Here is a 14306-nt window from a genome sequence, read left to right on the forward strand (position 1 = left end):
TATGAAACCGATCATTCTTGCTTGCGTGTTGACGCTGTCCATGGCCGCAACCGGTGCTGCCCAGGCAGTGCAATACATGGACGCCAATGCCCTGCGTGCGGCAGCGACCGGCGTGCGTTTCACCTCCGGAGCGGACACGTTCCGCATGCTGCCGGGCACAGTGGTGAGCGAGCACATGCCGCCACGGAACGCAGCATCAGCGCAGCGATCGGCAGCCAAAGCCGGCAGTACAGGTGCAGTGGCCCCCAACGACAAGGTCGCCGCGCGTATCGGGCCGTATGCGGTGGTACTGGATGCGCCTGCAGGTGCTGCGCGCAGTCTCGCCACCAACACCGAACGCCCCATCGCCGCTGCGGTCAATGAGCGCAACGGTCGTGTCGTGCTGGTCAACCCGCAGGTGAAACTCACCGGCACGACGCCGGCCACGGCGACATCGCTGGCGGCCAGCACCGGCGGGACCATTGCGTACACCTCGACGGTAGACGGCAGCGCAGTGATCACCTATGCATCGGTGGAAAGCGCCCAGCGTGCACTACCCGGCCTGCAGCGCAGCAGCGTTGTCGCGCATGCGGCGCTGGTGGTCATGCAGGCGGTCATGCAACCGATGTAAATACACCGGCCGCAGGCTGACCCCTGCGGCCGTTCCACGGCGGGCAGCAGGCCGGCCGGTCTGGCCGACACCTGCATCTGCGTACACCACCATGACCGATACCATGCCATGACAACCTATCTCCCGCGGCGATTGCCGCTGTCTTGCGCCTGCCTGCTGGCGCTGGGCCCCTTCTCGCTGACAGCCGCTGCTGCAGCAAACGGGGTCGATGCGCCGACCAGGACAACGCAGAACACAAACCAAACCAGCGACCCGTTGTTCCGCTACCAATGGCATCTGCTCAATCAAGGCCAGCCGGTGTTCGGCGACCAACGTCCACGGCCAGGAGTCGATCTGGATGTGGACATCCTGCATACGCTCGGCATCCGTGGCGCTGGAGTCAAGATGGCGGTCATCGATGGCGGGCTTGAGATTGCGCACGAGGATCTGGTCGACAACATCGTTGCCGGCGGCTCGCACAACTTCTTGAATGGTTCCAACGATCCGACGCCGCCTGCGGATGAAATCGACAATGACCACGGCACCGCGGTCGCCGGCATCATCGCCGCACGTGGATGGAATGGCCTGGGTGGACGTGGCGTCGCGCCGGAGGCGAATGTGGCTGGCTTCAACGCAATTTCCGAGAATGACGGCAGCAAGCAATACGTCGACATCCGCTACTCCTGGGGCGATGGCCCGGAAGCCCGTGCGATGGACGTGTTCAACAACAGCTTCGGCATCTCGACAGCGGTCTATCCATTCAGCGATCTCGACGAGCAGCGCTCCCTGGAAAAAATGATGCGTGCCCAGCGTGGCGGCAAGGGCGGCATCTACGTCAAGGCAGCTGGCAACGATTTCAATACGCTGCTCGATGTGGATGCACAGGGCACGCTGATCGATCGCTGCAGCGACCAGACCCGGCAGCTCGGTGTCGCCTGCAGCAGCGCCAATATCGACAACCTCAACAGCCTGACCACCATGATTGTGGTCGGTGCAGTCAATGCCAACGGCGTACGCGCGAGCTACTCATCGCCCGGATCGACATTGTGGGTGTCCGGGCTGTCCGGCGAATTTGGCTTCCAGCGTCGCTTCGATCCGCACCCTGAGACGTTCAGCCCGCTCTATACACTGCTCGCTGCGCAGGGTCCGCAGCCATTCTTCTCACCGGCGATCGTCACCACCGATCTGAGCGGTTGCGCGGCAGGCAATAATCGCGACCGCACGCGCGCGCCGCAGAACGCGCTGGATACCAGCCACTCGAAAATCGATGCCTCGTGCAACTACAGCGCACGCATGAATGGCACCTCTGCCTCCGCGCCGACAGTTGCAGGCGTCGCGGCGCTGATGCTGAGCGCCAACCCGCAGCTGACACTGCGCGATGTCAAATACATCCTGGCAACGACGGCGGTACAGGTCGATCCTCATCAAGCCAAGGCGTTCTACAAGGACGCCGTGATCGAGCCCGCCTGGATCACCAACGCGGCCGGCCACCATTTCAGCAATTGGTATGGCTTCGGCTTGGTGGATGCAGCCGCGGCGGTGGAGCGTGCGGTGCATTTCACTCCGCTGCCTGCAATGCAAGACACCGAGTGGACCGTCTATGACGGAAAAAGCAGCACCATCGGCGGTATCAGCTCGCCAGCGCGATTGGCGATCGACATCAAGCAGTCCTTCAAGGTGGAAGGCGTCCAGCTGTACTTCGCAGGGACGCACAAGAATCCTCGTCAGTTGCGCGCCGTGCTGGTCTCGCCCAGCGGCACCCGCAGCACCGTGATGACGCCGTTTTCCACGCTCGATCCGGGCGATGGCTTCGTGGTCTTCCTGACCTCCAGCAATGCGTTCCTGGACGAAGCGTCAGCCGGTCGCTGGACATTGGAGGTGGACGACATGCTCGCCGACAACGGCAAGGAACAACTGCAGGAATTCGAAATGCGCGTGGTGGGCCACTGACATGAAAACTTCTCTGATCGCACTGTTGTGCGTCGTTGCCGCCAGCATGTCTGCACCTGCCTCGGCACAGGTGTTCGATCGCGCCCGCCTGCGTGCTGCCGCAACCGGACAAACCGTTGTGGTGGACCGCGCCAGTTTCCGGCTGATGCCAGCAGCGGTGGTACAGCTGGCCGAGGCCACGCGCGGCACTGCGTCCACGCAATCGCCAAGAAGCACGCAAACCAGCACGAAGGCACCGGTTGCCCGCGTCGATCGCTACGCGATCTACCTCGACACCAGCGGCGCCGCGGACGCGGTTGCGCGCACCACGCGCAGCGCAGCATCGGCGAGCGTCGTTGCCGCGCTGGAAACGCGTAGCGGCCAGCCGGCATTGCTCGGTGCTTCGATCAAATTGTTCGATACCACGCCAGCCATCGCCCGCGCACTGGCTGCGCGTACGGGCGGCAGACTGATCTATGCCTCCGCTACCGACGGCAGCGCGATGATCGGCTACACCTCGGCGATGACGGCATTGGACAATTGCCGCCAGCTGCAAGGCAGCAACGGCGTGGGAGCGATCAAGCCGGAAGTGATCGTTCCGGCGGCACGGCCATTGTGATGCAACTTCACTAGCACTGCGGCAATCATGCGCGCCACCCTGCATTGGCTTGCCGCGTGGCGCGTTTGGCGCAGCCCGCCCTACAGCGGCAGCGGGCTGCGCTCTGCGAACTGCCCGCGCCAATAGGGGTAGTACAGGTACGGCGGCTCCACTGCGCTGGCCTGATCCAGGCGGGCACGCTGGTCGTGAGTCAACGACCAACCCACCGCACCGAGGTTTTCGCGCAGTTGCGCTTCGTTGCGTGCGCCGATCAGCACCGTGCTTACGGTCGGCCGCTGCAGCAGCCAGTTGATGGCGATCTGCGGCACGCTGCGGCCGGTCTCTGCGGCAACGGCATCGAGCGCATCGACGATGTCGAACAAGCGCGCATCGTCGATCGCCGGGCCGGCCGCGGCGGTGGCATGCAGACGGCTGTGTTGCGGCAATGGCTGGCCACGCCGCAGCTTGCCGGTCAGCCGCCCCCAACCGAGCGGGCTCCACACCACCGCCCCGATGCCTTGGTCGATACCCAGCGGCATCAGCTCCCACTCGTAGTCGCGCCCGGCCAGCGAGTAATACGTCTGGTTGGCGACGAAGCGGCTCCAGCCGTGCGCATCGGCGACCGCCTGCGACTTCATCAACTGCCACCCGGAATAATTGGACGCGCCCAGATAGCGCACCTTGCCCGCGCGCACCAGGCCATCCAGCGTGGACAGGGTCTCTTCCATCGGCGTCATGGCATCGAACGCATGCAGCTGCAGCAGATCGATGTAGTCGGTGCGCAAACGTCGCAACGATGCCTCCACCGCACGCAGCAAACGGAAGCGCGACGCGCCGGCATCGTTGGGGCCATCGCCCAGGCGCAGGCCGGTCTTGGTCGAAACAATCACCTGATCGCGGCGGCCTTGCAGCGCCTGGCCAAGGATGTCTTCGGACGCGCCATCGGAATACACATCGGCGGTATCGAACAGGTTGAGCCCTGCTTCCAAACACACCTCGACCATGCGCCGCGCCTGCGCCACATCGGTGTCGCCCCATGCAGAAAACAGCGGCCCCTTGCCGCCGAACGTGCCGGCACCCAGGCCAAGCACGGGCACCTTGAAACCTGAACGGCCGAGTAGACGGGTTTCCATTGAGAATTCCTTGTTCACGTTGAATGAGAGATGCGCTGGGTGACCGCTGGCCGTTTGCGCTTGTGGAGTGTTGGGCGCCAAACCAGTGTTTATGCGCCTCGAACGCCGCCTGGCGCGCAGTGCGCCAACGTGGCCAATGACCAGCGGGCAACCAGCTCAACCCATCTGCGTACAGGCCAGTGGCGCAGTCGCGCGGCGGCGTTGCAACTGCACGCTCCATCGCGCCAGGCCCAGCCCGATGGCACTCAACAGCGCGGCCACCCAGGGCGTTGCGACCAGGCCGGCCTGCGTGGCGATCACCACACCACCCAGCCACGCGCCCAGCGCATTGCCCAGGTTGAAGGCGGCGATGTTGAGGCTGGACGCCAGGTTCTGGCCGGCGCCGCGCGCATGTTCCAGCACCCGCAACTGCAGCGGCGCCACGGTAGCGAAGGCGGCCACGCCCAGCAGCCCCACAACAGCCACCATCGCGGCCTTGCTGTGCAGGGCAAACCCCAGTGCGCCCAGCACCACCACCAATGCCGCCAGACTGCCCAGCAACGCCGCAGTGGGGCGACGGTCCGCCAACCGCCCGCCCAACAGATTGCCGACGATCATGCCGACACCGAACACCAGCAGCACAGGCGACACTGCCGCTTGCGCAAAGCCGGTGACCTGCAGCAGCAGCGGCTGGATGTAGGTGAACACTGCGAACACGCCGGCATAGCCCACCACCGTGATCGCCAGCGCCAGCAGCACCTGCCCCCGCTGCAACACCGCCACTTCCTGCCGCCACGACGCCGGCGTGGCAGCACCCGCCGCGGCCGGCACCCACACCGCGACCGAGGCAGTGGCCAGCACACCGATCGCCGCCACCGCCCAGAAGGTCGCGCGCCAGCCCAGTTGCAGGCCCAGCCAGGCACCGGCCGGCACCCCGAGCAAGGTGGCCACGGTCAGCCCGGCAAACATCAGCGAGATGGCCGACGCGCGGCGTTCGGCCGGCACCAGCGATGTCGCCACCACCGCGCCGACGCCGAAAAACGTGCCGTGGGCCAGCGATGTCAGCACCCGCGCAACCATCAGGCTGGTGTAGTCCGGCGCCAGCGCGCAGGCCACGTTGCCGACGGTGAAGATCAGCATCAGCCCGACCAGCACCGCCTTGCGCGGCAGGCGTGCGCTGGCCAGGGTCAGCACCGGCGCACCGACGAACACGCCCAGCGCATAACCGCTGATCAACAGGCCCGCCGCGCTGAGCGAAACGCCCAGATCTGCGGCCACCTGCTGCAGCAGCCCCATGATCACGAACTCGGTCGTGCCAATGCCGAAGGCACCGATGGTCAGGGCCAGCAACGCCGGCGGAAAGCGCGGCGAACGCGCAAAGGTAATGTTGGACATGGGCATGGGCCAAGGGAGACTCCGCACAGCCTGCGCGCTGCGTTTACTTGCAAAAACCCCTGCTATCCTGATTCACTTTCAATCAATCGTTGACAATTGCATGGACCGTCTTGGCGACATTGCCCTGTTCCTGCGCGTGCTCGACCTGGGCTCGATCACCGCAGGCGCGCGCAGCCTGGATCTGTCGGTGGCGGTCGCCAGCCAGCGTCTCAAGCGCCTGGAACGCGAGCTGGGCGTGCGCCTGCTGCACCGGACCACGCGCCGCCTGCATCCCACTGCCGAAGGCCAGCGGCTGGCCGAACGCGGCCGCGTGCTGGTGGAAGACCTGGACGCACTGGCCGAGGACCTGCGCGAAAGCGCGCACGATGTGGGTGGCGTGCTGCGCATGACCCTGTCCGCCTCATTCGGGCGGCAATACAAGTCGCCGCTGCTGCCCGAATTCCAGGCCCGCCATCCGCGCCTGCGCATCAGCGCCCACCTGAGCGACGACCTGGTGGACCTGGTCAAACAGGGTTTCGATCTGGCGATCCGGATCGGACCACTGGAGGACTCCGGGCTGGTGGCCCGGCGGATTGCCGACAACCGCCGAACCCTGGCGGCCTCGCCCGCCTACCTGCAGCGTCACGGCACGCCACGCACGCCGGACGAACTTGCACAGCACGCCGGCGTGTTGCTGATGGGCCGTGACGGCCGCCAGGACGTGTGGACACTGCAAACGCCAGACGGTGGACCGGTGCGCGTGCGCATGCAGAGCCGCTTCGAAAGCAACTTCGGCGAGCTGATACGCGACGCCGTGGTCGCCGGCCAGGGCATCGCGGTTCATTCGTATTGGCACATCGCCGACGAATTGCGCAGCGGCCGCCTGGTCGAAGTGATGCGCGACTACCCCCCGCCCACCTCGCAGATCAGCGCAGTGATGCCGGCGCGCCAGCTGCAACCGCCGCGCGTGCGTGCGTTGGTGGAGTTCCTGCTGGAGCGGCTGGGCGAGCAGCCGCCTTGGGAGCTGTCGACATAGCGCCGCCGCGCGCATGGGGCCGGCCGGCATCGGCGCTTGCCGTGCGGATGGCGCCGTAGCGACACGCGAGCGCCGCGACCGCGAGCCGGCGGATGGCGCCGTCTGCGGCATGCCAGTCACCGTCGGAAACGACAGCATCGGTGAGCTCTACGCTGCGTCCCACGCGCGCCGACCGCATGAGTGACTGGCTGCCCGAACGCGCGGCGATCGGCCGCATGACGGGACTGGCAAGCTACCGCCCCTGCGGTCAGCATGACCGTGCACGACCGCACGCCTAGGCCGGCGGCGTGCGCAACCGCTGCGGCAATCGCTCCGGCAGATCAACGCCCGCCGCGCAGCAGGCGCTTGTGCAGGCGACGCCGCTGCGCATCGCTCAACAGATGTCCGTGCGTTCGCAACAGCCCCAGGATCTGCAGATGCGCCTGTGCGGTACGCCGCGCCAATTCGGCGGCGGCAGCGGCTTGGAGCCGCTTCCACTCGGCAGGGCTGGTCGGCGTTGGAAAGCTGGAACGTTTTGCGGGCATGGCAGCAGGTGGATGCAAGAGACCTCGCCATGATACGGCCGGCCCGTGATCGCCCTATCAGGGCCAACGCGCAGTTAAAGCGAAGGCGGCCACGACTGCGGCAGCGCTTGGCGGCGGGCGCACGCCCACAACCCGCGCAATGGACCTTGCCGCCCACACCACCTGCACTCTTGTACGATCGGTGCCCTCGCGGCTGGGCCGCATTGCATCGTCGACGGGTTTTCGCATGTCTTCGCTGACCGAGTTGAGCACGATATTGCTGCGTCATGCGCCTGGCGACGGCATGCATTCCACGCCGATCGCCGGGTTGCAGATCATGCGCAGCGCATCGCCGACAGTGGCCATGCCCACTGTGTATACACCCATGCTGTGTCTGGTGGCGCAAGGCCGCAAGCAGGCAATGCTGGGCGCGCAGGCGTACGTCTATCACCCGCAGATGTACCTGGTGGCGTCGGTGGATCTGCCCATCGTCGGCTCGGTCATCGAAGCCAGCAGCGCGCAACCGTATCTGTGTTTCTGCCTGGACCTGGACACCGCGGTGCTCAGCGAGCTTGCGATCAATCATCCGGAACTGGTGGACACCCAGCGCGACGCGGCATCGGCCGGGTTGCTGCTCAATCGCAGCACGCCGCAGTTGCAGGACGCTGCGCTACGGCTGGCGCGCCTGCTCGATCAACCGCATGAAATTGCCGCGCTCGCTCCACTGATCGTGCGCGAACTGTTGTACCGCCTGATGGCCGACCCGGCCAATGCGGCGGTGCGCCAGATGGCCATCGCCGACAGCCGGCTCAACCAGATTTCCAGGGCCATCGTGTGGTTGCGCGAGCACTATGCGCAGCGCTTCAGCATCGAGCAGATCGCCGATCTCTCGGCAATGAGCCGCTCCACCTTCCATGCGCATTTCAAGGCGGTGACCACGCTGACGCCGCTGGAATACCGCTCGCAGCTGCGCGTGCACGAAGCACGCCGCCTGATGGTGGCCGAGGCGCTGACCGCCGCCGATGCCGGCTTCCGGGTTGGCTATGAGAGCGCATCGCAGTTCAGTCGCGACTACGCACGCATTCTCGGCATCTCGCCTGCGCGCGATGCGCAACGGCTGCGTGCCAACGCGCAGGACGCCACCGAAGCGGCGTAAGCGCTGCTGTACGCGGCGCAGGCCGCACCGCGGCCCCGGCCATCCGCCGCAGCGTTCGCTTACGCCAAGGCGGCACCATCACCGCGCCAGTATCGGCATCCACATCCGTCTACTCCTGCGCGTATTGCGCCTCGCTCACCTGCTCCAGCCAGGTGACAGGAGTGCCGTCCTGCGATTCGGCAATGGCGATATGCGTCATCGCCACGTTGGCATTGGCGCCGTGCCAATGCTTGACGCCAGGCGGAATCCACACGATATCGCCCGGGCGAATTTGCTGCGCCGGCTTGCCCCACTCCTGCACGCGCCCCGCGCCAGCGGTCACGATCAGCGTCTGGCCCAGCGGATGGGTATGCCATGCAGTGCGCGCGCCCGGCTCGAAGGTGACGGTGGCGCCGCCGACGCGTGCCGGTGCGTCGGCCTGGAACGGTGCGTCGATGCGCACCTTGCCGGTGAAATACGCGGCCGACCCCACTGCCGACGGCGCCCCGCCCGCCTTGCTCACCTTGATCGGCTGCGCGGCCTCATCCGGTGTCACGGCGGCCAGCATGGAGACGGACATCGCGGTCGCGAACAGTTGCATTACAGTGCTCCTTCATTTGAGTCTGCGCACTGTAGCGCGCTCGTCCACTGGCATGACCTGGGCACGCACGCATGCTTCATCGCACCCCGGGCGGCCTAAAATCCGCGGGGCACCTCGCGCTTGCCGTCAGCCTCCGGCACCACCGCGCCCGGTCGATACGCCCGCAGGAACAACGCCACCGCACCGCTGACATACGCATCCGCATCCAGCTGTACCGATTGCGCGTCTGTCGCATCGTCGCGCGCGGCAGCGGTGGCCGGCCGCCCGGTCATCAATCCGAAGAAGTGCACCGATGCATCGGGCACGTTGTCGATCACCAAGGCGCCGCGTTGCACCTCGCGCGCCAACAGCGTGCGCATCATGGTGTCGTAGCGCCCGAAGCACAGCGTCCACATTTCCTCGCGCATCTGGCCAGGCAGCAGTGGCGGGCGCACCAGGCCATAGGCGGCATCATCGCGCATGCTGCTGGCAGACACGCGCAGCACTGCATCGGCCACCGCAGCCAGGCGCCGCTCCAACGGGCCCTGCAGCTCCAGCAAGGCCGTCCAGCGATTGGGCGAGGCCTGCGCCAGCGCTTCCAAAGTAGTGCGGAACAGCACCTCCTTGGACGCAAAATGCGCATACACCGTGGCCTTGGACACCATCGCGCGTTCGGCGATGGTGTCCATGCTGGTCCGGTCGAAACCGTGCTGCTGAAACAGCACGCCTGCCGCCGCCAGGATGGCGCCACGCTTTTCGTGTGGCGCACGCCTGGGCGCAACGGGTGGCGCATCGTCATCCACGCGACGGCTCCGCTGGCGGGGTCGCGGCGGCAGTGGGCGCAGCGGTTTGCAGCCAGCCTCCGCCCATGGCCTTGTAGAACGTCACCAGGTTGGTGAAGCGCGACAGCTGGGTGTTGATCAAGGTCTGCTGCGCGCTGTACAGCGAGCGCTGCGCATCCAGCGCCTGCAGATAGCTGTCGATGCCGCGTTCGAAACGCGCTTGCGACAGCTTGTAGCTATCGGCTGTGGCATCCACCAGCGCTTGCTGGGCCTGCAATTGCCTGCCCAGCGTGTCGCGCTGCGCCAACGCGTCGGAAACCTCGCGGAACGCGCTCTGGATCGATTTTTCGTAGCGCGCCACTTCGATATCGCGATTGGCCTTGGCCATGTCCAGATTGGCGCGATTGCGCCCGGCATTGAAGATCGGCAAGGTCAGCGTGGGCACGAAACTCCAGGCACGCGTGCCGGCATCGAACAGCCTGGACAGGCTGCTGCTGGACGAACCGGTAGATGCGGTCAGGCTGATGCTGGGGAAGAACGCTGCCCGCGCCGCACCGATATTGGCGTTGGCCGCACGCAAGTTGCGCTCGGCTTCCAGGATGTCCGGGCGACGTTGCAGCAACTGCGATGGCAGGCCGGCCGGCACGCTGGCCAACACATTGCCTTCCACGCTCGCGTTGTCGGGCAGTGCATGTGGCAGCAATTCCACCGGCACCGACCTGCCGACCAGCAGCACCAGGGCATTGCGATCCTGCGCCACCTGCGCGGTGTAGCGCTCCACATCCACACGTGCGGTTTCCACCGTGGTCTGCGCCTGACGCAAGGTCAGTTGCGAAGCCGCGCCCAGTTCGAAGCTGCGCTGCTGCAGACGATAACTGTCGCTCTGGCTGCTCAGGGTGGATTGCGCCAGCTGCAGCAACTGCTGGTCGGCCGCCAAGGTCAGGTAGGCGGTGGCCACTTCTGCCACCAGGCTGATATGCGTACTGCGGCGTGCCTCGGCGGTGGACAGGAATTGCTGCAACGCCTGTTCCTTCAGGCTGCGCACGCGCCCGAACAGGTCCAGCTCGTAGGCACTGATGCCGATGTTGGCGCTGTAGGTGCGGAACACCTGCGGCTGGCCGGGAATGGCTAGCTCCGAGGGCGTGCGCGCATTGTTGGCGGTGCCGGTGCCCTCGATGGCGGGCAGCAGCGCGGCGCGATCCACCCGGTATTGCGCGCGGGCGACCTCGATATTGAGCGCGGCCACGCGCAGGTCGCGATTATTGTCCAGTGCCAGCGCAATCACCTGCTGCAGCGCCGGATCGGTGAAGACCTCACGCCAGCCGATGTCGGCGATGTACGCCGTGTCGGTGGTGCTGCCGGTATCGGCAGCGGCAGCCGGAGGGGCTGCCGACACATCCGTGCCGGCAAATTGCGCGGGCACCGGTGCGTCGGGCCGCGTGTAGCGCGGCATCAGCGTGCAACCGGAAAGCACGCTGGCCACGCCAAGCGCGCAAAGAGTCATGCGAATCGCGGTCATGTCAGTGTCCTGTGGGTTGCGGTGCGGGCGAGGCAGGTTGTGCACGGCGCTGGAACAGGCCGCACACCAGCACGAAGAACAGCGGCACGAAGAAGATCGCCAGCACCGTGCCGGAGACCATGCCGCCGATCACGGCCGTGCCCAGCGCGTGCTGCGCGCCGGCGCCGGCACCGCTGGTCAATACCAGCGGCACCACGCCGAGGATGAAGGCCAACGAGGTCATCAGGATCGGCCGCAAGCGCATGCGCGCCGCTTCCAGTGCTGCGGCCACCAGGCTCTTGCCGCTCTCGTGCAATTCCCTTGCGAACTCCACGATCAAGATCGCGTTCTTCGATGCCAGGCCAATGGTGGTGAGCAAGCCCACCTGGAAGTACACATCGTTCATTTTCCAGGTCAGCATGGCCGCCAGCAGCGTGCCGAACACGCCCAGCGGCACCACCAGAATCACCGAGAATGGAATCGCCCAGCTTTCGTACAACGCGGCCAGGCACAGGAACACGATCAGGATCGAGACGCTGTACAACAGGCCGGTCTGACCGGACGAGGCTTTTTCCTGACGCGACAACCCGGTCCACTCGAAACCGATGCCCGGTGGCAGCTTGGCGGCTGCGGCTTCGACGATCTGCATTGCCTCGCCGCTGGAGGCCGCACCCGGCAACGCCATGCCCAGGATCTCCATCGACGGCACGCTGTTGTAACGCTCCAGCCGCGGCGACCCGGATTGCCAGCTTGCCGTGGCGAAGGCGTTGAACGGCACCATGGTGCCGGCGCTGTTGCGCACGAACCAGTGGTCGATGTCCTGCGGGTTCATGCGATATGGCGCATCGGCCTGCAGCATCACCTTCTTGACCCGGCCCTTGTCGATGAAGTCGTTGACGTAGGTGCTACCCCACGCGCTGGAGAAGGTGTCGTTGATGTCGGAGATCGACACGCCCATCGCCTGCGCTTTATGCGGGTCGATTTCCAGCTTGAACTCGGGCGTGTCTTCCTGGCCATTGGGGCGCACCGCCACCAGGCGCTTGTCTTGCGACAGTTCTGCCAGCAATTGATTACGCGCCTGCATCAACGCCGCGTGACCCAGATTGGCGCGGTCCTGCAGCATCAGATCGAAGCCGGTGGCATTACCCAACTCCGACACCGCAGGCGGTGCGAACGCAAACACCTTGGCATCGCGGATACCGGCAAAAAATGCCCCGGCCTTGGCCGCCACGTCGGTGACGCTCTGGCCCTTGCCGGTGCGCTCGTCCCACGGCCGCAACTTGACGAAGGCAAAGCCCACGTTCTGGCCGCTACCGGCAAAACTGAAACCGGTCACGGCGAAGACACCGGCAACCGAATCCTTCTGGTCGACCAGGAAATGATGCTCCACCTGCTTGAGCACATCGCTGGTGCGCGCATTGGTGGCACCGGGCGGCAACTGCACCAGCACGAACAAGGTGCCCTGGTCTTCGTCCGGCAGGAATCCCACCGGCAACTTCATGAATCCGAACACCACCAAGGCCAGCAACGCCGCGTAGGCGAGCATGTAGCGCCAGCCCTTGCCGAGCATGTGCCGCACCACGCCCTGGTAGCTGGTGTTGCCGCGATCGAACAGGCGGTTGAACCAACCGAAGAACCCGGTGGTGGCCAGGCCATGACCCTTGTGCACGGGCTTGAGCAAGGTGGCGCACAAGGCCGGGGTCAGGATCATCGCCACCAGTACCGACAAGGTCATCGCCGAGACGATCGTGATCGAGAACTGCCGGTAGATCACGCCGGTGGATCCGCTGAAAAACGCCATCGGCACGAACACCGCCGCCAGCACCAGCGCCACGCCGATCAATGCCCCGGAAATCTGGTCCATCGATTTACGCGTGGCGTCCTTGGGCGACAACTGCTCCTCGCTCATCACGCGCTCGACGTTTTCCACCACCACGATCGCATCGTCCACCAGCAAACCGATCGCCAGCACCATCGCGAACATGGTCAAGGTATTGATGGTGAAACCGAACGCCGCAAGCACACCGAAAGTGCCCAGCAGCACCACCGGCACCGCAATGGTCGGAATCAACGTGGCACGGAAGTTCTGCAGGAACAGGTACATCACCAGGAACACCAGCACCACCGCTTCCACCAGCGTGTGCACCACCTGCTCGATGGAGATGCGCACGAACGGGGTGGTGTCGTACGGCTTTTGCACCTTCATGCCGGGCGGGAAGAACTTTTCCTGCTCTTCCAGGCTTTTATCGATCGCGCGCACCGTATCCAGCGCATTGGCACCGGTGGCCAGTTTGATCGCCAGACCGGCAGCCGGCTTGCCGTTGTAACGGCCCACCGTGTTGTAGCTTTCGCTGCCCAGCTCGATGCGGGCCACATCGCGCAAGCGCACCTGCGCGCCATCGGATTGGGTGCGCAGCAGGATGCTTTCGAATTGCTCAGCGGTCTTCAGCCGGGTCTGCGCAGTGATGGTGGCATTGAGCTGCTGGTTGGCCACCGCCGGCAACGCGCCCAACTGGCCGGCGGAAATCTGCGCGTTCTGCGCCTGGATCGCGTTGCGCACATCCACGGGCGTGAGGTTGAAATTGCTCAGCTTGTTGGGGTCCATCCACACCCGCATCGCGTACTGCGAACCGAACAAGGTGGTGTCACCCACGCCTTCGACGCGGCTGATGGTTTCCTGCACATTGGCGGCCACGTAATCGGACAGGTCCGAATCGCTCATGCTGCCGTCTTCGGACGTAAACGCCAGCACGTTGAGGAAGTTGGTGGCCGACTTGGTCACCGTCACGCCCTGCTGCTGCACTTCCTGCGGCAACAACGGCGTGGCCAGCGACAACTTGTTCTGCACCTGCACCTGCGCGGTGTCCGGATCGGTGCCGTTTTCGAAGGTCAGGGTGATGGTCACCGCACCGCTGGATTCGCTGGTGGACGCCATGTAGCTGAGATGATCCAGCCCCTTCATCTTCTGCTCGATGACCTGGGTGACGGTGTCTTCCAGCGTCTGCGCCGAGGCGCCCGGGTAGTTGGCGGTGATGGCGACAGCCGGCGGTGCGATGCTGGGGTATTGCGCAATCGGCAAGGTGGCGATGGAGAGGATGCCGGCCAGCATCACGATGATGGCCAACACCCAGGCGAAGATCGGACGATCGATAAAGAAACGTGCCATGACG

General features: G+C 65.4%; 12 protein-coding genes. 5 read left to right on the forward strand and 7 right to left on the reverse strand.

Going from position 1 to position 14306, the window contains the following annotated elements:
- The first annotated feature begins 1 nt into the window (after position 1).
- From ACCQ03_RS14495 to ACCQ03_RS14505, 3 genes are all read left to right on the forward strand, one after another.
- Positions 2 to 610 (forward strand): hypothetical protein, encoded by a 609-nt coding sequence (locus ACCQ03_RS14495; protein ID WP_209225984.1) that lies wholly within the window; start codon positions 2 to 4, stop codon positions 608 to 610.
- 108 nt (positions 611 to 718) lie between these two features.
- Entirely contained in the window at positions 719 to 2539 is a 1821-nt protein-coding gene (locus ACCQ03_RS14500; RefSeq protein WP_209225981.1) for a S8 family serine peptidase, read from the forward strand.
- Between the two features lies 1 nt (position 2540).
- On the forward strand, positions 2541 to 3137 hold the full coding sequence (locus tag ACCQ03_RS14505; RefSeq protein ID WP_057678361.1) for a hypothetical protein: 597 nt from the start codon (positions 2541 to 2543) through the stop codon (positions 3135 to 3137).
- 80 nt (positions 3138 to 3217) lie between these two features.
- On the opposite strand, the gene ACCQ03_RS14510 is transcribed toward ACCQ03_RS14505, so the two are convergent.
- Together ACCQ03_RS14510 and ACCQ03_RS14515 are read right to left on the reverse strand one after the other, a co-directional pair.
- Positions 3218 to 4249, reverse strand: coding sequence for an aldo/keto reductase (locus ACCQ03_RS14510; protein WP_209225979.1), 1032 nt, complete (start codon positions 4247 to 4249; stop codon positions 3218 to 3220).
- Positions 4250 to 4405: 156 nt separating this feature from the next.
- Positions 4406 to 5623, reverse strand: a complete 1218-nt coding sequence (locus ACCQ03_RS14515; RefSeq protein ID WP_057678362.1) for an MFS transporter — start codon at positions 5621 to 5623, stop codon at positions 4406 to 4408.
- 100 nt (positions 5624 to 5723) lie between these two features.
- Here ACCQ03_RS14515 and ACCQ03_RS14520 point away from each other — a divergent pair, with 100 nt between their 5' ends.
- A complete protein-coding gene (locus ACCQ03_RS14520; RefSeq protein WP_209225976.1) occupies positions 5724 to 6638 on the forward strand; it encodes a LysR family transcriptional regulator in 915 nt (304 codons plus the stop codon).
- Between the two features lie 320 nt (positions 6639 to 6958).
- Here ACCQ03_RS14520 and ACCQ03_RS14525 read toward each other — a convergent pair whose 3' ends face one another.
- Positions 6959 to 7162 (reverse strand): hypothetical protein, encoded by a 204-nt coding sequence (locus ACCQ03_RS14525; RefSeq protein WP_057678364.1) that lies wholly within the window; start codon positions 7160 to 7162, stop codon positions 6959 to 6961.
- 226 nt (positions 7163 to 7388) lie between these two features.
- Between ACCQ03_RS14525 and ACCQ03_RS14530 the strand changes: the two genes are divergently transcribed.
- Positions 7389 to 8297, forward strand: a complete 909-nt coding sequence (locus tag ACCQ03_RS14530; RefSeq protein ID WP_039570576.1) for an AraC family transcriptional regulator — start codon at positions 7389 to 7391, stop codon at positions 8295 to 8297.
- A gap of 109 nt (positions 8298 to 8406) precedes the next feature.
- On the opposite strand, the gene ACCQ03_RS14535 is transcribed toward ACCQ03_RS14530, so the two are convergent.
- From ACCQ03_RS14535 to ACCQ03_RS14550, 4 genes are all read right to left on the reverse strand, one after another.
- Positions 8407 to 8877: a (R)-mandelonitrile lyase gene (locus ACCQ03_RS14535; RefSeq protein WP_057678366.1), complete on the reverse strand. Its 471-nt coding sequence runs from the start codon at positions 8875 to 8877 to the stop codon at positions 8407 to 8409.
- A gap of 95 nt (positions 8878 to 8972) precedes the next feature.
- Positions 8973 to 9659, reverse strand: coding sequence for a TetR/AcrR family transcriptional regulator (locus tag ACCQ03_RS14540; protein WP_057678367.1), 687 nt, complete (start codon positions 9657 to 9659; stop codon positions 8973 to 8975).
- Positions 9652 to 11157: an efflux transporter outer membrane subunit gene (locus tag ACCQ03_RS14545; RefSeq protein ID WP_057678368.1), complete on the reverse strand. Its 1506-nt coding sequence runs from the start codon at positions 11155 to 11157 to the stop codon at positions 9652 to 9654. Before ACCQ03_RS14545 ends, ACCQ03_RS14540 begins: the two co-directional genes overlap by 8 nt.
- A gap of 1 nt (position 11158) precedes the next feature.
- Positions 11159 to 14302, reverse strand: coding sequence for an efflux RND transporter permease subunit (locus ACCQ03_RS14550; RefSeq protein WP_209225974.1), 3144 nt, complete (start codon positions 14300 to 14302; stop codon positions 11159 to 11161).
- Positions 14303 to 14306 lie beyond the last annotated feature (4 nt).

The sequence above is a fragment of the Xanthomonas sp. NCPPB 3569 genome, from assembly GCF_041475645.2.
Classification (GTDB): Bacteria; Pseudomonadota; Gammaproteobacteria; order Xanthomonadales; family Xanthomonadaceae; genus Xanthomonas; species Xanthomonas phaseoli.

Excerpts from the sequence above, each read along its gene's own strand:
- ACCQ03_RS14495 (WP_209225984.1), top strand. The coding sequence starts at position 2 with ATGAAACCGATCATTCTTGCTTGCGTGTTGACGCTGTCCATGGCCGCA.
- ACCQ03_RS14500 (WP_209225981.1), top strand. The coding sequence starts at position 719 with ATGACAACCTATCTCCCGCGGCGATTGCCGCTGTCTTGCGCCTGCCTG.
- ACCQ03_RS14505 (WP_057678361.1), top strand. The coding sequence starts at position 2,541 with ATGAAAACTTCTCTGATCGCACTGTTGTGCGTCGTTGCCGCCAGCATG.
- ACCQ03_RS14510 (WP_209225979.1), bottom strand. The coding sequence starts at position 4,249 with ATGGAAACCCGTCTACTCGGCCGTTCAGGTTTCAAGGTGCCCGTGCTT.
- ACCQ03_RS14515 (WP_057678362.1), bottom strand. The coding sequence starts at position 5,623 with ATGTCCAACATTACCTTTGCGCGTTCGCCGCGCTTTCCGCCGGCGTTG.
- ACCQ03_RS14520 (WP_209225976.1), top strand. The coding sequence starts at position 5,724 with ATGGACCGTCTTGGCGACATTGCCCTGTTCCTGCGCGTGCTCGACCTG.
- ACCQ03_RS14525 (WP_057678364.1), bottom strand. The coding sequence starts at position 7,162 with ATGCCCGCAAAACGTTCCAGCTTTCCAACGCCGACCAGCCCTGCCGAG.
- ACCQ03_RS14530 (WP_039570576.1), top strand. The coding sequence starts at position 7,389 with ATGTCTTCGCTGACCGAGTTGAGCACGATATTGCTGCGTCATGCGCCT.
- ACCQ03_RS14535 (WP_057678366.1), bottom strand. The coding sequence starts at position 8,877 with ATGCAACTGTTCGCGACCGCGATGTCCGTCTCCATGCTGGCCGCCGTG.
- ACCQ03_RS14545 (WP_057678368.1), bottom strand. The coding sequence starts at position 11,157 with ATGACCGCGATTCGCATGACTCTTTGCGCGCTTGGCGTGGCCAGCGTG.
- ACCQ03_RS14550 (WP_209225974.1), bottom strand. The coding sequence starts at position 14,302 with ATGGCACGTTTCTTTATCGATCGTCCGATCTTCGCCTGGGTGTTGGCC.